The organism is Armatimonadota bacterium (genome assembly GCA_017993055.1).
Taxonomy (GTDB): domain Bacteria; phylum Armatimonadota; class UBA5829; order DTJY01; family DTJY01; genus JAGONM01.
Map to the genome: position 1 here is coordinate 55311 of JAGONM010000005.1, position 21328 is coordinate 76638.

The window sequence follows — 21328 nt, forward strand, 5'->3', positions numbered from 1 at the left end:
GCCCCTATGCGGCCGCGAGGCCTCAGAAGCCCGGCGTGTTGCGCCCGAACATGACATACGCCAGGAAGAAGTTGGAGATATAGATCAGGATCATCGAGATGACGACGGCGTTCATCGTCCGTCGACCCACTCCCGCCGCGCCGCCTGAAGTGGCAAGTCCCTGCTGAGTTCCCGCGATCGCGATAAACGCGCCGAAGAAAACCGTCTTGAGCAGACCCATCGCCACATCGTAGAAATCGAGCCAGATCCTGGTAGAGTTGAGACAGCTCGACCCGGACACTCCGTTCATCGTGGCGACCAGGTAGCCCCCGAAGCTGCCGACTATCATGCCCATCATGGTAAGCACGGGCAGCATTATCACCAGGGCGAGCAACCGAGGGGCCGCCAGGTACTGGATGGGGCTCGTGCCCATGGAACGTAGGGCGTCAATCTGCTCCGTAACCTTCATCGTGCCGATCTCGGCCGCGATGGCCGACCCCGCTCTGGCCGCCACGACGATCGCCGTGAGCACCGGTGCAAGTTCGCGCGTGACCGAGAGCGAGACTCCACCGCCGACCAGGTTCCCGGCGCCGTACTGCACCAGCAACTGAGTGGTGTAGAGGGCGAGAACCGCTCCCGAGAAAGCCGTCGTAACGACTACGATCGGTATCGAATTGACCCCGACGGCCGCCATCTGGCAGATCGTGTCGCGCAGACTGACGTCGGCCTGGAGGATGCGCCTGATCGCCCCGCCGCCGACCAGGGTGGCCTCTCCGATGAACTCAAGGAATCCGCCGACGCTCTTCCCCATCGCCCGTTCTGAGGCATCGCTCGCCAGTTCGCACCCGTTAGTCACACCGCCACCTCGATCAACCGACGCTGGACGACTTCTTTGCGCGGTCATTATACCGAACCGCAGGGGGTTTGTCCACCAGGTTGACATCGCCGGGAAGTGCCACTATAATCTGTAGGGTTTTGACCTTGTTCGGTATCCCGGCGCCGATGTACACGGTTACATCGGCGCAAGACCGTTCAGAGCAGGCATGAAATGGCAGGCCTGCCCAATCTGAGAGAGGGGGAAGTATCTACTATGCTTCACGCATCCGGGCGAGTCTCGGAGATCGGTCGTCGGCTCTTGTGCCGGCCGGTTACGCTTGCGGCCGCAGTCATCGGCATGATTGCCTCAGGAGGCATCGCACACGCATCCGAGGCTATCGAACTGCCAGTATTCAGTGAACTCGGCATGATGATGCCCGCGATCTGGATCGTATTCGTCAGCGCTATCATAGGCCTGCTTTTCGGGGCCAAGTGGTTCGTTTCGATCTCGAAGGAGGACCCCGGTTCGAGGGGAATGATCGAGGTCTCCCGCGCGGTACAGGAAGGGGCCTGGGCCTACCTGATGAAGCAGATCAAGACCATGATCTGGTTTGTCATCGCCATCGCAATCGGCCTGATATTCCTGTACAGGAACAACCCCGCGTACAACGTCGAGGGAACGGCGATGCCGCTCTACATCGGCGTCGCGGTCGCTTTCGTGATGGGAGTCGCCGCGTCGTACCTTGCCGGCCTGATCGGCATGGCGATGGCGGTTCGAGCGAACTGCCGCGTCGCCAACGCCGCGCTCACCAGCTACAAGAAGGCTCTCTACATCGCATTCCGCTCGGGCGCCGTCTCCGGCATGGCGACCGTCGGCCTGGGGCTGCTCGGCGCGTGCATCGTGTTCTTCCTATTCGGCAACCAATCCATGAAGGTGCTGGTCGGCTTCGGCTTCGGCGGGTGTCTCGCCGCCCTTTTCATGAGGATCGGCGGAGGAATCTACACGAAGGCCGCTGACGTCGGCGCCGACCTGGTAGGCAAGGTGGAACAGGGTATTCCCGAGGACGATCCCCGGAACGCCGCCACCATCGCAGACAACGTCGGCGACAACGTCGGCGACTGCGCCGGCATGGCCGCGGACGTCTTCGAGTCGTACGAGGTCACTCTCGTCGCCGCGATCATCCTCGGGGCGGCCGCGCACGCGGTCGTCGGCGGAGGAGCCGCGGTGCTGGCGCTGGTCGTCTACCCGCTTCTCATCAGAGCGGTCGGCGTCTTCGCCTCGATCATCGGCATCTACTCGGTCGTCGGCAAAGACGACATGAACATGAACCCGATGCGCCCGATCAACATAGGCTACTGGGTTTCGGCGGCATTCGCCATACTCGGCTTCTTCGTCGTTTCCTGGTATGTCTTTGGAGTAGTTCATCCCGTGCAGGCGCACGGGGTTGACATCGCCTGGTGGAAGTTCGCCGCGGCGAACCTCATGGGCGTGATTCTTGCTCTCGTCATAGAGCGCACCACCGAGTACTTCACGGCGACGGAGAAGAAGCCCGTCACCGAGGCGGCAAAGGCCGCCAAGAGCGGACCTGCCACGATCATCCTCAGCGGGTTCGCATCGGGGCTCGAGTCCGCTGTGTGGGGCGTGGTAGCGATCTGCGTCAGCATCCTGGCCTCGGCACTGCTCTTCAAGGATCCGATGATGGCCGCATACGGCGTGGCGCTATCCGGGCTCGGACTGCTGGCGACAACCGGCTTCATGCTCGCGATGGACACCTACGGCCCGATCTCGGACAACGCGAACGGCGTCTTCGAGATGTCCGGCGCGCTGAAGGAAGAAGGCGTCAGCCCGAACGCCCACAAGATCGTCCACAAGCTCGACGCGGTCGGCAACACCACCAAGGCTCTGACCAAGGGCTTGGCGATCGCGACCGCGGTCATCGCGGCGACCGCGCTTTTCAAGTCGTTCATGGCCGATGCCGGCCTGACGGCGATCCAGGTCAACCTGACCGAGGTGTTCATCGGCCTGTTGATCGGCGGAGCGGTGCCGTTCCTGTTCTGCTCGTTCGCGATCAACGCGGTAAGCCGCGCGGCATTCCAACTGGTTGAGGAAGTCCGCCGCCAGTTCCGCGAGATAGTGGGCATCATGGACTACGATCCGCGCTCGGGCTCCGACGTGGGCAAGCCGGACTACCAGCGGTGTGTCGAGATTTCCACGGCCGCGGCGCAGAAGGAACTCATGAGTCCGGCCGTCCTCGCCGTCTCGGCTCCGATCCTGGTGGCATTCGCCCTGGGATTCGAGGCGCTCGGCGGATTCCTGGCAGGCGCGATCCTCTCCGGTCAGCTGATGGCCGTCATGCTATCGAACACCGGCGGGCTGTGGGACAACGCCAAGAAGAAGATCGAGGACGGCATGTTCGGCGGCAAGGGCACCGACGAGCACAAGGCTGCGGTGGTAGGCGACACCGTCGGCGACCCGTTCAAGGACACCGCCGGCCCGGCGCTGAACCCGCTGATCAAGGTCATGAACCTGGTCGCGCTGCTTGTGGCGCCGATCTCGCTCGCGGACATGTCCATTACGGCTAGAGCGGTCGTGTCCATCGTGGCAATCCTGGCTCTGGTGGGTGCAACCCTCTGGAGCAAGCGAGGGGGTCTGGACGTGGACACAAGCGCTCCGGCCAAGATCGAAGAAGAGACTGCCTAGCCTCGTCGTCATTCAGAGCAACGATCGAAGGCCGGGGGTCGAGCGACCCCCGGCCTTTTCCTCGTCTGATGGGACGCTCAGGTCTCACGTCTTGAGGGAGAGCTCCAGCGCCTCACGGAACGGTGTCGGCTCGATCTCGAACGACTCGGCGAACGCGTTGCGCTCCGTCACGCTGTCGCCGGCCATCATCGCGAGCTGGTCGCTCGTGATCGGGAAGCGGGCGGTCAGGCGCTCCATAGACGCTATCAGCGGCTTCATGAGCCAGAGCGGCAGATGGACCATCGGCTTGCGCACGCCGAGGACTTCTGCTGTGACGCGCAGCATCTCATTGAACGTCAACTGCTCCGGCCCGCCGAACTCGTAGACGCTCCCCCACAACGAGCCGTCGGCCTGCACCCTGACAAACGCGCGGGCAAGATCGCGGACGTAGAGCGGCTGGAGCCTGTACGTCCCCGTGCCGATGACAGGGATTACGGGAGGCCTGGTGACGAGATCGCGGAGTATGCCGGTGAACTCGCCCCGCTCGCCGATGATCACAGACGGCCGGACGACGACCCACTCCATGCCGGACGCGCGCACGAGTTCCTCCGCCTGCCATTTGGTCGTCTCGTAGCGGGATACGCCGTCGGGTCGGGCGCCGAGCGCGCTCATGTGGATGATCCGCCTGACGCCGCGAGCTCCGGCGGCCTCGATGACGTTTCGCGTACCCTCGACGTGGACTCGCTCGAAGGTGGCGCGGCCCCGCTCCCGGATGATCCCGACGAGGTGGACAATAGTCTCGACACCCGAGACGGCATCCGCGAGCGAACCCGGATCGGTGACGTCGCCGACTACCACCGACGCGCCCTCGATGGACGCAGGGGTCCGGGCCAGACACCGCACTTCGAGACGGGCCTCGGTCAACGCCCTGACAACGTGGCTTCCGACAAACCCCGTTCCCCCAGTGATAAGTATCATCGGCAGGCCCCCTCCGATGAGATGCCTCCTTCGAGAAGCGCGACGGCTCTCCCGACTTTGCCTCGAGCGTACCGCCGGACAACCTCTCGGCGGATACCTGCGGGCAGGACCGGCATCAGAATGCCCCTGATCCGGTCGAAGTTGATACCGCACGCACCGACGCCGCATTTCTCACGCTGAATCTGCAGGCGGCCGAACCGCGTCTGCAGGTAGGCGGCGACGTACTCTGGCTCGATCCCTGCCAGCCGCATGAGGTTGATGTGTTGGCTGATGTTGCACGGCTCGTCCGAACAGAAGACGGCCGCCCGCCCGATGCACCCTACCCCGCTGTTTGCGAGGAGCAGGTCGCCTCTGCGCAGGCGGCTCCTCGGCGGATCGCTGTGCGATCCCTCCGCCACGAAACGCTCAGGACTGTGAACACCCACGCCGACGGTGTACCCCTCATCGTCCAGAAGCAGGTTCGCAGGCGTAATATAGCGCACTCCGGATTGGGAGTATTTGCGCGAGCCGACCGCACCATAGGTAGTGAACCCGATCAGATCGCCGAGCGGGACCACAGCGGGGAGGCCCGAGAGGAATCGCGCGTTCTCGGTGAAATCGGGGTGATAGTAGGCCGGGTCGAGCCGATCGCCCGCGCGGAACGGGGGAACGGGGGAGTGCTGGAGTCGGTGCAGAACACCCGCATACTCCCATAGTTCCACGCCCCCGTATTCCCGTTCGTCCGTTTCGATTCTGTGCCTCTTGCGAAGAACTAGCACGGACGCCTTGGCGGCGGTTCCTTGGCGGTGAAATGTACGCTGCGGCAGACTGACGACGGCCATGATCTCGGCATGCTCACAGAGCCACTCGCGGACGTATGACAGCCTCGCGTTGGAGAGGATGCCATCGGGGACTATGACGGCGATATGCCCTCCCGGCTTCGCCAGTTGGACGAACCGCTCCAGGAACAGGATCTCGATCGGGTAGCGGGAGGAACCTCTCACCCCATTTGCTCGCCAGACGCTGAAGTGGGCCTTCACCGGCTCGACGTCGCTCTCCCCACGACTGCCGAAAGGCGGGTTGCCGACGACCCAGTCGAACGCCATCTCGGATCTCGGACTGGGGATTTCGGATTTGGCAGGGCGCCAGTTGCTCGACCGGCTGAGGCCGTCGCCGATGAAGATCCTGACACCGCTCAGATGGATGGTCTCAGCGACTGAGGGGTCCTTCTCGACGCCGAAGAGACGGTCGGGAGTGGTAAGCCCGCGATCGAGTGCGTGGGAGAGGAACGCACCCGACCCGCACGAGGGATCGATGATGCTCGGGTTGGTCGTGTCGGGATCCAAGTCGCGGAGCATTCGGTAGCACAGCGCGACGACGGGCTCCGGGGTGAAGTACTGGCCGAGGATACGCTGGTGGCGTGATTCGTGATTCGTGATTCGTGAAGGGTCCGATGTTCGATGTTCGACTTCAATCATCGAGCGTACGCCTTCACGCCCTCCGCATAGAGATCCCCGCCGTAAGCATCATTGACCACGACGAGCGGGAAGTCCACGACCTCCAGCCGGTGGATCGCTTCCGGGCCGAGGTCATCGTATGCGACGACTTCGGCCTTCTCGATGCGCCGAGAGATCAACGCCGCAGCGCCTCCGGTCGCGCCGAAGTAGACCGCCTTGTGCTCCTGCATGGCGTCGCGGACCGCCTGCGTGCGGAGTCCCTTGCCGATCATGCCCTTGAGGCCGTACGCGATCAGCGCCGGGGCGTAGGCGTCCATCCGGCCGCTCGTCGTCGGTCCGGCCGAACCGATGACGCGACCGGGTTTCGCGGGCGTCGGGCCGACGTAGTAGATCACCTGCCCGCGCAGATCGACAGGGAGAGGCTTGTCCTCCTTGAGCAGCTCGAACAGCCGCTTGTGGGCGGCGTCACGACCGGTGTAGATCACGCCGCTGAGGAGGACGCGGTCTCCGGCGCGGAGGGTGGTGACATCCTCGTCGGTCAGTGGAGTGCGGAGCATGATTGCGTCTGACATGGGACTCATGAGACCTATGTGACCTATGGGCGGAACAAGGCACGCCCCTACAGCACGATCTCCTTGTGCCGGGCGGCGTGGCACTGGATGTTGACCGCGACCGGCAGGCCGGCGATGTGGCAAGGGTGCGTCTCGATGTTGACCGCGAGCGCGGTGATCCGCCCTCCGAGGCCGGCGGGCCCGATGCCCGTGTCGTTTACGAGCCCCAGGAGTTCGTCCTCGAGCGCCGCGTCCGTGGGATTCGCGTTGTGCTCCCCTACCCTTCTCAGTAGCGACTTCTTCGCCAGGATCGCCGCCTTCTCCATCGTGCCGCCGATGCCGACTCCGACGATGATCGGCGGGCACGGGTTCGATCCGGCGGCCTTGACCGTCTCGACGACGAACCGCTTCACGCCCTCGACGCCGTCGGACGGCTTGAGCATCCGGACGCCGCTCATGTTCTCGCTGCCGCCGCCCTTAGGCGCGACCGTGATCTTGAGCTTGTCACCCGGCACGATCTCCGTGTGGATGACGGCGGGCGTGTTGTCGCCGGTGTTCTTCCGGTCGAGCGGGTGGCCGACGATTGACTTGCGCAGGTAGCCCTCGGTGTAGCCCTTCGCGACCCCGGCGTTGATCGCGTCGGTCAGCAGGCCGCCGGTGATGTGGACCTCCTGCCCGAGTTCGACGAAAACGACCGCGAAGCCTGTGTCCTGGCACATCGGGACCTGCTTCTCGCGGGCGATATCGGCATTCTCGACGAGCTGTGCCAGTACCTCCCGGCCGACGGGCGACTCCTCGTTCGCGGCGCCGTCCTTCAGGGCCTGGAACACGTCGTCGCCGAGCGCATAGTTGGCAGTCATGCACAACTCGGCGACGGCGTCGGTGATCGTGGAAGCGTGTATGTCTCTCATGGCAGGCTGGCGGTCGGACGCGTCGGTCGCGTCGGACAGATCGGACCCCGGACCTTGCCGGACTTTCACAGAGCAGGCTTCAGGACGACTATCTCCGTCTCGGCGGGGAGCGTGTCCTTGGTCACCTCGATCTCGGAGACGCCCGGTACCCTGACATTCGGCTTTCCTCTCAGGAAATCATCCACGGGGCCGATGGTGAGGTTGACCTTCTCGTTCTTGAAGTGCATCGGGATGGCGACCCTCGGCTTCAGCATCTCGATAACCCGTGACGCCTGCTCCGGGCCGATGGTATAGTATCCGCCGACAGGGATCAGCAGCACGTCAACCTGCCCAATCTGCTCAACCTCCTGGGCCCTCAACTCATGTCCGAGGTCGCCGAGATGAGCGACCCTCACACCATCAACAGCGACCGTAAACATCATGTTCGGGCCGCGGATCGCACCCTTGTCCGGATCGTGAAAGGCGCTCACGCCGCTGATCGCGATACCCGCGATGGTCCTGTCGCCCGGAGTATTCACCACCTCGAATCTGCCCGGAACTCCCTCGACGTAGCCATGATCGGAATGGTCGTGGGAGACCGTCACGATGTCCGGTTCGACATCGATGGAACGATGCATGATTCCTCCGCCGTACGCGCCGGACTGATACGGATCGGTGATGACCTTCGTCCCATCAGCCGCCTGCAGAAGAAAACTCGCGTGGCCAAGCCACTTGATCAGCACTGTGCACCTACTCGATGAGACCTATGGGACGCATAGGAAGTATGCGCGGCCCTGCCGCAACCGATCACTGCACTTGAGCAATCGTCTGCTTCAGGACGCCGGCGGAGTTGATGAGCGCCGCCTTCTCGTCGTCCGAGAGGGCGATCTCGATCAGCTTCTCGACTCCGCGGCGCCCGACCACCGTCGGCACGCTGAAGCACACATCTGTTATACCCATGTAGCCCTGTATCAAAGAAGAGACCGGAAGAACCGCCTTCTTGTCGAGGATGATGGCGTCGACAACCACCTTGATCGCCAGGCCGACTGCATATCCCGCGCCGCCCTTGAGGCGGATGACCTCGGCGCCACTCTTCCTGGTGAAATCGAAGATGCCCTTGACGGTCGCCTCGTCGTAGTTCGGGAAACTGCGGAGCGGCACACCGTTGATCGCGGCACAGCTCCAGATCGGGACCATGCTGTCGCCGTGCTCGCCGAGGATCAGGGCGTCCACATCGGTGGGATCGACAGCGAAGTGCTCTCCGAGGAGCGATCGGAAGCGCGTTGTGTCGAGGACCGTGCCGAGGCCGATGACCTGCTTGGCCGGGACGACGCCTGACTGGACGGCGAGGTGCGTCAGGATGTCTACCGGGTTGGAGACCACCAGCATAATCGCTCCATCAGCCAGCCTGACCTTCCTCACCTCGTCGAGGAGCGTCCTAAAGAGCGCGACGTTGCGGTTGATCAGGTCGAGGCGGCTCTCATCGGGCTTGCGTCGAAGGCCGGCTGTGATCACAACGACATCCGAGCCCTCGCAGGCCTCGTAGCCGCCGGAGTAGATCTTCTGGGACGCTGCGACCGACGCGCCGTGCCTGAGATCGAGCGCCTCGCCTTCCGCCATGTCGCGGGCGACATCCACGATCGCCAGTTCCCTCGCCAGCCCCCCGATCTGCAGGGCATACGCCGCGTTCGATCCGACTCGCCCGCCGCCACCGATGATGCTGACCTTCATATCTCAAACCTCCCCGTGAACCGCCGTCCGCCGTAACGTACGCTATCCTTTTGATTCGGTTTCGAGCAGGCAAACTCCTCCGCGACCGATTGACACAAGACGGGGGCGGGACTATGATTGGGAGGATATCATGCGACAAGGAGAGACACATGAAAGTCGTCCGCTACATCACCCCGGATTCACCGCAGGAGAGCATCGGCATCCTGCTCAACGAAAAGGTATTCGATTTCACTTCCGCCTACCAGGCCCTCGGAATGCTCGAGCGAGGAGTATGCGAGTGCCCGATGCACTCCACCATGGAACTGCTCGAGAAGGGTCTCTTCACGGTCGAGACCTTCGTAAGCGCGCTCGATTTCGCCCGCAAGCACGGCTTGGAGGACAGGTACACCGTCGCCAACTACAAGCTTCTCGCCCCGGTGAGGCGACCTTCGAAGATAATGGCGCTCGGGCGCAACTACATGGCGCATGCGCTGGAGAGCGGCTATCACATTCCGACCGAGCCGGTGTTTTTCAGCAAGGCGAACTCTTCCGTAATCGGCCCGGATGAACCGGTAGTCTACAAGAAGCTCCTCACACGCGTGGACCCCGAGGGCGAGTTGGCGGTCGTCATCGGCAGGGAAGGTGCGAACATCGCCGAGGAGGAAGCGCCGTCGTACGTCGCCGGCTACACAATAATGAATGACGTGACCGCGCGGGACATGCAGCGGGACGACCTGAAGCTATCGAGCCCGTGGGTGCGCTCGAAGGGCATCGACACGTTCGGGCCGATGGGCCCGTGGATCGTGCTGCCGGACGAGATCCGGGAGCCGATCGAACTCGACATCGAGACGCGCGTGAACGGCGAGGTCCGTCAGAAGGACAACACCAGAAGCCTGATGTTCAAGGTCCCAAAGCTGATATCATACATCTCGAGCTTCCACACGCTCTTTCCCGGCGACGTGATCTCGACCGGGACACCGGAGGGCATGAACCCGGTACAGGTCGGCGACATCATGGAGGTCGAGATCGAGGGGATCGGGGTGCTCAGAAACCCGGTGGTCGCGGAATAGATGCACGTTCCAATCGACAACTGCTATCTAACCAACCTGCTGACAAGGCTGGTGGACATACCGAGCGTGTACCCGCACGAGAAGGAAATCCTGCTCTTTCTGGAGGAGGAGTTGGCGCGGCTCGGTTTCGCGACGAAACGATATCCTGTGACGGAGGGCCGATGGAACATCCTCGCGAGCATCGGCGACGGCAGCCCGATCCTCTGCCTGAACGCGCACTGCGACACCGTTCAGCCGACCGGTGACTCGATCCCGAAGGCGCGGATCGAGGGCGACACGCTGTACGGGCTCGGATCGATGGACGACAAGGCGTCGGTCACGGCGATGATCGGAGCGATGAAGGCGATCGCCGACTCGGGCACCAAGCTCGGCGGCACGCTCGACCTGCTGATCTCCGTTGACGAGGAGGGCGATGCGACGGGCGTCCGGACCGCGATCCCCCAGGGCTATCGGTGCGACATGGCGATAGTCGGCGAGGGAACGGACCTGCGGATCGTCCCGACGCACTGCGGACTGGTGTTCCTCGAGGTCGTCACACACGGAAAGGCGACGCACGGTGCGCTTCCAATGGAGGGAATCAACGCCATCGAGCAGATGTTCCGGCTCGTGACCGAACTCCGAGAGGCCGTGACCGACCATCAACCCCACCCCAAGGTGGGGCCGCCGACGCTCAACCTCGGCATACTCCGAGGCGGCGACCGGCCGAACCGCGTGCCGGACCGGTGCGAAGCGTCGTTGGACATCCGGCTCGTTCCGCCGATGACGGTCGAGTGGGTGCTGGGCCGTGTGCGGGAGGTTTTCGACCGGTGGGGCGACAAGGCTGAGTACAAGATCATCAAGCGGGGCGGAGCGCTCGATACACCACTCGATTCGCCCCTCATACAGTCTATCCGCTCGGTGCTGGACCGCGTCGTCGGCAGGTCCGATGAAGAGACCGTCGGTTGGCGGGGATGGACCGAGGCCGAGGCGTTCCAGTCGGGCCTTGGGATCGACGCGGTGGTCTTCGGGCCGGGGGAACTGATACGCGCGCACTCGGCGAATGAATACGTCTCGCTGGAGAAGGTTCATCTGGCGGCGAGATTGTATGCGGAAATTGCGCTGGAGTTGTTTCGATAGGAAATCGAGTACGAGTAGGAGTAGGAGTGGTCAGGCCGACACACGCTGAGATCAACCTTAGTGCGATAGAGTTCAACCTCGCTCAGGTACGAGAGATCGTCGAGCCGGGCGTACGGATATGCCCGGCGGTGAAAGCCGACGCCTACGGGCACGGCGCGGTCCAAGTAAGCCGCCTCCTGGTCGAGGCCGGCGTCGAGATGCTCGGAGTCGCGTTCGTGGAAGAGGCGGTCGAACTCCGGGACGCGGGCATCGGCGTCCCGATCCTGCTCCTCCAGCCGGCATTCGCCGAGCAGATCCCGGAGATCGTGCGGCACGACCTGGCCCCTACGGTATGCGACATAGAGTTCGCCCGAGAACTCTCGCGACGGGCCTCCGGGAAGCCGGTCAAGGTTCACCTCAAGGTAGACACCGGCATGGGACGGGTAGGTATTCAGCCGGAAGACACACCAGCGTTCGCCGCCGAACTCGCAGGACTTCCCGGGGTCGAACTGGAGGGCATCTTCACGCATTTCCCGACCGCCGACGAGGAGGACCTCAGCTTCACGCATCAGCAGATATGGGAGTTCGCCAGGATCATCGAGGCGGTCCAGGCTGAAGGCGTCCACATACCGCTCAGACACGCTGCGAACAGCGCGGGGCTGCTGAACTGCCCGAACTCCTGCTTCAACATGGTCCGGCCGGGGATCATGCTCTACGGCCTCTACGACTCACCGTTCGTGTCGCGGGAGGTCGAGCTCCGGCAGGCCCTGACCCTCAAGTCGAGGATCGCGTTCCTGAAGGAACTTCCGCCGGGCCGAACCGTCGGCTACGGGCGCACATATACCACCACCAGACGGACGATCGTGGCGACGATCCCGATCGGATACGCTGACGGGTACAACCGGCGACTCTCGAACCGGGGCCATGCACTGGTAAGAGGTGCACGAGTGCCGATCATCGGGCGAGTGTGCATGGACCAGATCATGCTCGACGTTACCGACGTGCCGGGCGCATCGGTCGGCGATGAGGTCGTGCTCTACGGCAGGCAGGGCGACCAGGAGATCAGCATGGAGGAGACCGAGGAGATCGTCGGGACTATCTCCTACGAGATCGTCTGCGCGATCAGCAGGCGGGTGCCGAGGGTATATGTCAGGACCGGATAGCCGTTACACCTCGCCCGGTCGAAGGCGCGCGATCTCAGTCCCATCCGGCCGTAGTTTGAGCACCCCAAACCGGATTGCCTTCGCCAGATGCACCGACCTGAGCGGCGTCAGGATCGAAGCGACACGCGTGCGGAAGTCGAGTTTCCGGATCACCCCGACAGCCAGCGTCTGCAGCCTGTCGTCAATCAGGCCGACCGCCAGGTTGACGTACCTGATCGCCGGTATGACGACAATCGCCGAAGTCGCGAAGTGCTGTTTCAGGTCCTCTAGTCCCCGCGCGTCGTAGCCGGAAGAGGCAACGAGGTAGACGCCGATCGGCCTCTCCGATGTGCCGCCTATGAACTCGCCGTGGGGTACCTCGGCTCGCAGGACGGTTGACGCGAACTTGAGGAACTTCGGCTCCATGGGGATGCCGGTCCGTAGGTACGTGCCGCTCGTAGCCACCGCATCGAGCGAAAACTCGACCGTGCGCGCCTCTCTGAAGTACTCCGCGAGCCTGACAGCGCGCCTCTGAGCCCTCAGCATCTGAGACTTAGGGTGCGCGTCCGAAGAGACATCGAGGCGGTGGACTTCGCAACCCGCCATCACGTCGAACAGGCGCAGGAAATGCTCGCACTCACTTGACCTCTGCAGGGCGACGACGTGCCTCGGGTGTAGGATCTCCAGCTTGTGCGTCTTGAGCTGACGAGCGACTAGACCCTTCACCAGGCCGGTAGTGTCCACGATGACCTGGTCCGCCCCCAGTTCTCTCGCTCGGTCGGCCAGCATTCGAACTCCGGCGACAGCGGCGGTGACGTGCCCAACGGGCGAGGTTGAACCGACGAAGTAGAGGCCTCGGGGACGCAGATCGCCCGGGCTGTGGACCGGGGACTCGAGCACGCTCACACCTATCGTGGTCGGCGGGCCGATCTCGGACTGACCCGTATCGGCATCCACTATAGCGGTCGAAATCCCGGCTTCGAATGAGGCGTTGGCGAGCACGGTGCAGAACGACGTCTTCCCGACGTCCACCGCCCCGACGATGACGATCGTACCGGGCGACGCGAGCATCTCCTCGATATGCGGCGTCCATGCAACCGCCGGCTGCAGGGGCATGAGCGGAGCACCTCCACGAGCGTCCAGCAGGTATTTACCCACACGCGACTCGTATTCCTGCCGGTGCACGAACTGGAACCCGGCTAGGATCGTCCAAAGAGTGGGTCGAGCTATGGCAGTTGGAGGTGCACCGGATGAAACGATCCTGGTGGTTGATTCTAAGCGTAGTCGCGGCGCTGGCAGGGACGTTCCTATACGTCAACTCATCCGATCAGCCGCAGTCCGACGAAGAACAGATCAGAGCGCTGCTGGCGGTGGGCGAGTCCTCGATCGAACGGCGAAGCGTGAGGGATGCAATGGCGTGTGTGTCAGAGGACTACTCCGACGAGTCGGGGTTCAACCGGGATGCCCTGCGCCTGCAGTTGATCCAGGCGCTCCGCACGGCGGAGAGATACGATGTCTCGCTGCAGACGGAATCGTTGGCGGTATCGGGGGATTCGGCGGAGGTAGAGACGGTGGTCGCGTTGCACGCGTATCAGGAAGGCAGGATGAGCATGGTATTCCACGGGCCTGTCCGAATCATGCTGAAGAAGGAGCCTGCCAGAAGATACCTGGTTCTCGCCTCGTCGGCGTGGAAGGTGGTTCGCATAACAGGGCTGCCGATGGGCCCCGAGTAGTGACGGGCAGGAACAGAAGTTGGGGCGGGAGACGCACTCCCGCCCCAACCGGACCTCAAACTCTCAGCGTTCAACTTCACGTTTCAGTTCGCAGGCACGATCAGCGCCAAGTCGTCCACGTTGGACTGCACCCAGTAGCCGTGCCACGGGGCCAGTGCGGTCTGAGCCACCCAGTCTTCGGGCAGGCCGAAATCGTAGAGTCCCTGCGACCCGCTGTCCCACCAGTAACCGAGCGAGTTCATCCAGCCTTCAAGGTGCGAGGCATCGGACATTCCGAGCACATAGATACCGTTCGCGACCTTGACGTTCTCCCATTCACGGCTCTGAGTGAACGGATGCCCGATAAGCGTCCATCCAGCGGTCGGGAGGGTGATCCACTGATCATCGGTCTGATAGCGGCCCTGGTAGGAAATGGTCTTCGCGGACGGTGACTGCATCCAGTAACCGTCACCGAGCAGTATCCCTCCGAAGATGTCGGGGGTCCACGTGTCATAGGTATACAGCCCACCGACGGAGGCTTCCCAGCGATACAGGGCGCCGTCAATCGGGATGCCGGACAGCACCACATCCGGCGACGGGTCGGACGGAATCGCAGGTACCGCGATCAGGTTCCATCCGGCCGTCACCGTCCCGCCAGGACTGGAAACGGCGCTAAGCGCAGGATTACGAACGATGTCGTTCACATCCCTCGGCATGATCGTCGGGATATTCCGACCGGGCACATTCCACGTGTCCGTCGTCGAGACGCCCGTCACCTCCAGACGCTCCCCGACATTCACGACAGTGTTGCTCGTGATACGCACACCGTAGTGGCCGGAGCCGTCATCCAGGGGGGCGTCCGACCGGTTCGATCCGTCATGGATATAGAAATACCCGGTGTTGGTGTAGTTGACCTTCCCGGTCGTCTTCACGAGTAGTCCGACGTTCAGCGGCCCGCGGCCGTCGGTCACGCCGGGGTTCTCCGGACTCGGAGAGTTCCCTCCGAGGTCGCGGTTTCTCACGCCCAGAGGCACCGGAGGAGTAACCGTCTCGTGCACGACGGGAGGCATCGTCGGGGCGATCGAGCGCTCACCGTCGGTGACACCCAGGATGCCCTGGACCTGCGCCACGTCACCTCGCTTGACATAGTACCCGGCATCCATATTGACCCTGATGCCGCCGCTTCGGTCGGAGGACTGGATATAGAAGCACGTCGCCCAGACGCCAGAGACTATGCCCTCCACATTCACGTAGCTGCCGTCCGGCATCTCGCGCACCGACGATATCGCCGCGCCGCGAGGCCCGGCGGCCTCCGAGAGCATGATGTCGGAGGCGGTCCGAACCCTGATACACCCGTTGCCGTAACGCGCGCGACGGCCGATCGGCCCCCGGAACATGTAGACCGCCCCGGGCTCGGGCCAAGCCGTCACGCCGGTCGTCAGAGGAGTCTCGATAACCAGCTCGGCCATGTTGCCGGACATGTCGGCAATGACGGAATAGGGCACCGGATCGCCGTAAGACGTCCCGGAGGGCTCTCCGTTTGGAACGTTCTTCAGCACGACCGCGCCCATCAATATCGCATACTTGCCCCAGGAGGGATGCTGCGAGATACTCGCATGCGCGAACTCGGGAATAGTGATACCCGCCGGCATCGCGGGGAGGCCGCCGATGTTGCCGTAGTTGCAGTACACGTCGGATGCGTAGGTTAGAGCGGTGTCAAGCCGAATCCGGCGCTCGTGACCGCTGGGAGTTGCGAGCATTCCCGTCACCCTGACCGTATCTCCCACCTTCGGCCTCGGCCCAACGTAAGTTGTGGGGTCTCCGGGATCATCCATCTGATAGCTGAACGGGTCCTCGGGGATTGGGAACACCATGAGTATGCCGTTGTTCGGGTTGTTCGCGTCGCAGACGTACCATTGATAGCAGTAGCTCGTCAAGTCCTTGCGCTCGGCAAGCCCCTTCACCGCCGGAGGATTCGGCGATGTATAAGGGCCGGACGTCGCAGCAAAGACCACACCCTTGACGTTACACTGCGTCGAATCCGCCAGCGCGCGCGCCTCGGCCACGGTGCAGGCACGAAGATAGAGCGTGGAGGACGACGGGCTGCCTCCCACGACAACCTCAACTGCGGGCAGGCTTCCGTAGCCAGATTTCACTGCCTGCACCTGGTAGGTGCCCTGGCTGAGCTCGAGCACGGCCACCCCGCTCGAGTTCGTCAGCGCGGATGTGTATTCGAACGGATAGCCCGGCAGTCCCGGAGTTCCGCCGGTGGCTCGTACGACGGCGTTTGCGATCGGCCGGTTGGTCTCGTTGTGCTTGACGGTGAAGGTCACGTTCGTGCCCGTCACGCGCAGCTGCACGCTGTCACTAACCGAGCCGGAACTGTCGGTGATGACAACGGGCAGGTTGTGAACGGCAACCCTAGCGCCGACGGCCGCCTTGAGGCCGGGGACGGTGAAGATCGCCGTCCTTCCGGTGGGATCAGACGGAGCGCTCACTCGAGTGGTACTGATGACGTCCTCGGTGATGCCCACGGCATCGAGGTCTACTCGAATCTGCTGCGCGTCGGCCCAACCCGCGCCGTCGTACACCCATCCGGTCATGGTGGCCGTGGTGCTGTTGTCGCCGGGGACCGACGCAGGCTCCATGGTGTAGAACGTCATCACCGGCAGGTGATCCCCGGTGGTGTTGAAGGTGTTGGTCCTGGTGTTGTAGGACGAAGTTCCCGGTTCCGTGAACATCGCCCAGTAGTACTGGCCCCACGTAGGCGTAGACTTACCGTAGGTGAACGCGACGTTGCCCACCGCATCGGTCTTGACCATGTGCCCCCAAGTGACCGTGCCGTATGTGACCGTGGTCACCGCACCGGTCGTCGGGTTGACCTGGTATATCGGGTAGCTTGCAGTAGGGCTATATGCCCTGTTCGCGGAGACCCAGAGTTTCGACCCGTCGTGAGCCATGTCAACATCGAAACACGAAGGAATCGAGACCGGCCAGGGCGAACCGGCGGCAACCCAGACGTTGCCGGACTTCACCAACTTGTGGAGTTTGCCGTCGTAGCACACATACATCGTATTGCCGGCCGAATTGACCCACAGACCACCGATCTTGAAGTTGTCGTCACTGAGACCACCGAGAGAGGCGATGATCACCGGCGTTCCCCACGTCTGGTGGTTCGCCTGGAGCGTCACCTGGTAGACGTCGCCGTATCCGCCCGTGACGTACACATAGGTCACGCCGCTCACGTCCGTCCTGGCGAACAGAGCCCTGGAGTAGGTCACCGGCGGCGACACCGACTCGATCCCGCTTCCGTCGGGCTTGCAGCAGTATACGAGCCGGCTGCTGCGGTCGCCGACGTAGAAGTAGTCATCACCCGCGACACAGACATCCCACGGTGCACTCGCGCCCCAATAGACGCCAGTGTCGTTCATCGTGCGGAAGAACGAGCCGTCGCCGCGGTAGACATAGATATCCTGATAGCTCTTGTGCGGGGAGTAGACGTAGCCGAAGTACGGGCTCGCGGCCCTCGTGTTGACGCCGATCCCATACCATCCCTCGATATCCGGGACGGTGGGGTTCGGCGGGCTGTACTCGACGGTCGGCTGGTCAATCTTGTAGATGCCGGCCTGAGGACGCCAAGCCGCTTCGTTGACACCCCCCGCCTCAATGACAGCTACATAGCGGTTGGTCGTAAGTCCGTAGTAGAAATGCTCTCGATAGCCCCGGGGCTCGTTGTAATAGGTTTCGGACTGGACGGGAGGGCCGGTAGGGTTGCCGTTGGCGTCGGAAGGATATATGGTAACGATTACATAAGCGGTATTCGTGTTGAGGCGATACGACACTTTGGCGAGGCTGCTCTGCGCCCACCCGGTTGGCTCATATACTGCAATCTTTGCTTCGGCGGATGCGGCAATCACCAGCATCAACGCCGACACGATGCATAACCGCAGGAGCTTCATCCGATCCTCCTCATCAATCCTGGCTGTTCGTAGTCGACCTGCCCGGCAACTGATCGGATACGCTCAGACTCCTACTCCCGGAAGACCCAGGGAAGGGAAAGGCGTCCTTTGGGAGCGCGGGGCGAACGACAACCCGCGCCGGAACGCATCTGTCCGGCAGATTGTTCCAGCGTATATCGCTATTATACTACAACTCGGCTCAAATGCGTCCGTGCGGGCCGAAAAACCAGTATTATTACCTGCAGGCGCTGTTTCGGAGTCGCGAAGGCCCCCGTATCGGCCGGTACTAGTACGGGGTTTTTGGCATTTCTGTTGACAAGGAGCGGGTTTGAGGATATACTTATTGTGCGCGGTTTTACTGGAGGCTGGTCGCCATCCGGTGGTATCCATACGTTGCGTGTGCCGCCTGAGACGTGGGAATCGTGATCTCGCCGATGGGCCTGTTGTCCTCCGATCGCTAGGAACAGCAAGTGTGCGTGGTCTGTCCCCCCATGTCTGCCAACGGCCTGCGCGTGCGTCTGGTATCTCCAGGTCGGTTTGCGACCATCCCGGCCAAGTGAAGACCTGCCTGTCAGATGAGACGGCGATTCCATCATCGGCAGGCGCGGCAGTACAGGTCGAGAAATATGGGAACGAGAGAGTCTCTCAGAGCCGCGCTCATACGGCTGATCCCGCTGGCGCTAGTGCTGGCATCCGCGGTGCCGTGCGTCTCGCAGACCGCGGAGGACCGCACGCTGTGGGTCTCCGCCTGGGGACCCGGGATCAAGAACGGGGCTGAGGTCACCGCCCTCGTCAACAGGGCGAAGAGCGGGAACTTCAACGCCATCGCCGCGCAGGTGCGCAAGACAGGCGACGCGTACTACTTCCCCACCCGCCCCAACCGCGACGTCCGGGCAGGCGACATCGCCGCCGATTACGATCCGCTCCTCGACCTCTGCACTCAGGCTCACGCACAGGGAATCCGGGTCTACGCCTGGGTGGTGGCTCAGCGCATTGCCTCGGTCGCGCCGCCCGATCCGGACCACCTCATGAACAGGCATCCCGACTGGCTCACGCAGACCATCACGGGCGGAACGCTATTCAGCGGCGAGGGCTACTACGCAGACCCGGGGAATCCCGGCGCCGCCGAGTGGAACTATAACACGGCCATGGACCTGATCCTACACTACCCGATAGACGGCCTGCTGTTCGACTACATTCGATATCCCAACCAGAACTCCGGCTACAACGCCGCCGCTCTCGACAGGTTCCGCGTGCGGTACGGGCTGGGCAGCGCGTACGTCCCGAACTACACCGATTCGCTCTGGTCGGCATGGCGGCGCGAGCAGGTTACACACTTCATGCGGAGGGTCTACGCAAACGCGCTCGAGACGCGGCCGGAAATCGTCATCGGCGCGTCCACATACGGCGATCGAAACGACGCATACACGTATCGTTTCCAGGACTGGCGGTCCTGGATGATGAGCGGGATCATGGACTGCAACTACCCGATGATCTACACGACCAGCAACACGACCTTCAACACGCGCATCGGCGACTGCGTGGCGAACGGTGGAGCGCGTTGGACCTGCGTGCTGCAGGGATCATACCTGAATACAATCGCCAACACGATGTCACAGATCGGGCTGGCCAGATCGGCCGGAGCGAAGGGCGCAGGCATATATCGGTACTGCTACACGCACAGCGGAGACACCAACTCATCAGCGGATGACGAGCCGACGTTCTACTCTACCCTGACCTCTCAGGCATTCACGCAGCCGGTGAGCCCACCGGCTATGCCGTGGAAGACCTCGCCGACCGTCGGTCACGTCAAAGGGACGATCGTAGATTCAGTGCAGGGAAAGGGCGTTGACGCCGCCTGGGTAATGATAGAGCCCATAGGAGGAGGCGGATACGGCACCTATTCCGACGGCAACGGTTTCTACGCATACATGAACCTGGCTCCCGGCGACTACAACATCAGCGTCAGCAAGGACGGCTTCTACGCTACCAAACCGGTGACCATCAGCGCAGGGAGCGTCAGCACTGTGGACTTCGTCGCGTCGGGCGTGGAGGCCGCAGGCGCGGGATTTGCCAAGCTGCTTCCAGACGGCTCCGGTGTCGCCCTGCCGCCGATGACAGTGACAGCCGGAAACACTCAGCTCCGAAACAGATTCTACATCGAAGACGCCAATCACGCCTCGGGGATCGCCGTCGAACTCCCCTCGCAGACGGACGTGCTCGTCTGCCCGGGCGACCTGGTGAGGGTCTTTGGAACGGTCATGACGACGGCCGACGGCGAGCGGGTGATCGCCAATCCGCTCGTGCATACCGTGGAGGCCGACCACGGTGCCGCGACGCCCGTCGGCGTCAGGGGGAAGGATCTGGCCGGCACCTCGGCGGCATCGGCGCAGGCGGGCGCGGATGCGGGGAAGGCAGGAATCTTCGTCGAGGCCGTCGGCAAGGTCACGGCGGTGGACGCCGCGTCGAAGATTTTCTACATTGAAGACGGCAGCCTCATCAGCGACGGCTCGGGGGCGACAGGACTGAGAGTGCGGTATTCCGGCCTAGCTGACGGCAACCCGTTCTCGCCGCCGCCGCTCAATGCCCGAGTTCGAGTGACGGGCATCGTCGGCATCGAGAGCATTATCGGCGCGCCTCACTGCACGCTGATCCCCAGGGAGCAGAACGACGTCTCGATCGAGCCGGGCACCGCCGTGCAGTCGCCGGTCGGAGCGGTGTCCGACGGGTGGAACCTCGTCTCGATCCCCGGTACGCCCTGGGAGCCGTCACCATCGAGCGTTTTCGGAGGCATGACGATTGACGCGGCGCTCTATCAGTGGGACAACCGCACACAGAGCCTGATAGGCTATGACGATTGGACGCCCGAGTCGTTCGGGCGGGTCTTCAGAGGAGACGGATACTGGCTCGTTGCGGACTCGGCGCATCAGCTCGATGTGACGGTGTACGGCAATGCATCGAGCAACTTCCTGATAGCTCTCCCAAAGGCCGGATGGACCCTGTTCGGCAACCCATTCGACTCCGAGAGGCCGTGGGGCAGTTTCCTTGTGACCGACGGGCTGGAGGCGAAGACCTTGGCATCGGCCGCCCAGGCCGGCGCCTGGCTCAACTCTATCGGATATTGGTGGGATTCGAGCGTGCAGAGCCTGTACGACATAGGGCTGCCAGAGGATTTCCCGAGCACTGAGATCATGCGACCGTGGCATGGGTACTGGCTGCAGACGCATGTGGATGACTTGTCGCTGATTGCGAGATAGCTTAGTTTATGCCGAGCACCCTGGCGGCCCGCGCAGCCGAGATGGGCGAACTC

At 62.9% G+C, this 21328-nt stretch carries 15 protein-coding genes; 6 read left to right on the forward strand and 9 right to left on the reverse strand.

Annotated elements, in window-relative coordinates:
- Nucleotides 1-22: 22 nt before the first annotated feature.
- Nucleotides 23-835 carry an ABC transporter permease gene (locus KBC96_03470; GenBank protein MBP6963446.1) on the reverse strand — a complete coding sequence of 271 codons (813 nt, stop codon included), beginning with the start codon at nt 833-835 and terminating at the stop codon, nt 23-25.
- A gap of 387 nt (nt 836-1222) precedes the next feature.
- Here KBC96_03470 and KBC96_03475 point away from each other — a divergent pair, with 387 nt between their 5' ends.
- Nucleotides 1223-3496, forward strand: coding sequence for a sodium-translocating pyrophosphatase (locus tag KBC96_03475; protein MBP6963447.1), 2274 nt, complete (start codon nt 1223-1225; stop codon nt 3494-3496).
- Nucleotides 3497-3580: 84 nt separating this feature from the next.
- On the opposite strand, the gene KBC96_03480 is transcribed toward KBC96_03475, so the two are convergent.
- From KBC96_03480 to KBC96_03505, 6 genes are all read right to left on the reverse strand, one after another.
- Complete coding sequence (locus KBC96_03480) at nt 3581-4453, reverse strand: complex I NDUFA9 subunit family protein (protein ID MBP6963448.1); 873 nt, start codon at nt 4451-4453, stop codon at nt 3581-3583.
- Nucleotides 4450-5910 carry an N-6 DNA methylase gene (locus KBC96_03485; protein MBP6963449.1) on the reverse strand — a complete coding sequence of 487 codons (1461 nt, stop codon included), beginning with the start codon at nt 5908-5910 and terminating at the stop codon, nt 4450-4452. The genes KBC96_03480 and KBC96_03485 overlap by 4 nt, the downstream gene beginning before the upstream one ends.
- Nucleotides 5907-6461 carry a Fe-S-containing hydro-lyase gene (locus KBC96_03490; protein MBP6963450.1) on the reverse strand — a complete coding sequence of 185 codons (555 nt, stop codon included), beginning with the start codon at nt 6459-6461 and terminating at the stop codon, nt 5907-5909. Before KBC96_03490 ends, KBC96_03485 begins: the two co-directional genes overlap by 4 nt.
- 47 nt (nt 6462-6508) lie before the next feature.
- Complete coding sequence (locus tag KBC96_03495; protein ID MBP6963451.1) at nt 6509-7351, reverse strand: fumarate hydratase; 843 nt, start codon at nt 7349-7351, stop codon at nt 6509-6511.
- A 65-nt stretch (nt 7352-7416) separates the two neighbouring features.
- Nucleotides 7417-8073, reverse strand: a complete 657-nt coding sequence (locus KBC96_03500) for an MBL fold metallo-hydrolase (protein ID MBP6963452.1) — start codon at nt 8071-8073, stop codon at nt 7417-7419.
- Nucleotides 8074-8137: 64 nt separating this feature from the next.
- On the reverse strand, nt 8138-9061 hold the full coding sequence (locus KBC96_03505; protein MBP6963453.1) for an L-lactate dehydrogenase: 924 nt from the start codon (nt 9059-9061) through the stop codon (nt 8138-8140).
- A gap of 149 nt (nt 9062-9210) precedes the next feature.
- Between KBC96_03505 and KBC96_03510 the strand changes: the two genes are divergently transcribed.
- The 3 genes from KBC96_03510 to alr are packed head-to-tail and all read left to right on the forward strand — an operon-like array spanning nt 9211 to nt 12368.
- On the forward strand, nt 9211-10110 hold the full coding sequence (locus tag KBC96_03510; GenBank protein ID MBP6963454.1) for a fumarylacetoacetate hydrolase family protein: 900 nt from the start codon (nt 9211-9213) through the stop codon (nt 10108-10110).
- The gene (locus KBC96_03515; protein MBP6963455.1) at nt 10111-11226 is read left to right on the forward strand and encodes a M20 family metallopeptidase; all 1116 of its coding nucleotides are present in this window, start codon (nt 10111-10113) and stop codon (nt 11224-11226) included.
- Between the two features lie 26 nt (nt 11227-11252).
- Nucleotides 11253-12368 (forward strand): alanine racemase, encoded by a 1116-nt coding sequence (gene alr, locus KBC96_03520; GenBank protein MBP6963456.1) that lies wholly within the window; start codon nt 11253-11255, stop codon nt 12366-12368.
- 3 nt (nt 12369-12371) lie between these two features.
- Here the strand turns inward: alr and KBC96_03525 are convergent, their stop codons facing one another.
- Entirely contained in the window at nt 12372-13463 is a 1092-nt protein-coding gene (locus KBC96_03525; protein ID MBP6963457.1) for a hypothetical protein, read from the reverse strand.
- 134 nt (nt 13464-13597) lie between these two features.
- Between KBC96_03525 and KBC96_03530 the strand changes: the two genes are divergently transcribed.
- On the forward strand, nt 13598-14080 hold the full coding sequence (locus tag KBC96_03530; protein ID MBP6963458.1) for a hypothetical protein: 483 nt from the start codon (nt 13598-13600) through the stop codon (nt 14078-14080).
- An 83-nt stretch (nt 14081-14163) separates the two neighbouring features.
- Here the strand turns inward: KBC96_03530 and KBC96_03535 are convergent, their stop codons facing one another.
- Nucleotides 14164-18018, reverse strand: a complete 3855-nt coding sequence (locus tag KBC96_03535; protein MBP6963459.1) for a carboxypeptidase regulatory-like domain-containing protein — start codon at nt 18016-18018, stop codon at nt 14164-14166.
- A gap of 626 nt (nt 18019-18644) precedes the next feature.
- Between KBC96_03535 and KBC96_03540 the strand changes: the two genes are divergently transcribed.
- Nucleotides 18645-21275 carry a family 10 glycosylhydrolase gene (locus tag KBC96_03540; protein MBP6963460.1) on the forward strand — a complete coding sequence of 877 codons (2631 nt, stop codon included), beginning with the start codon at nt 18645-18647 and terminating at the stop codon, nt 21273-21275.
- Nucleotides 21276-21328: the final 53 nt, after the last annotated feature.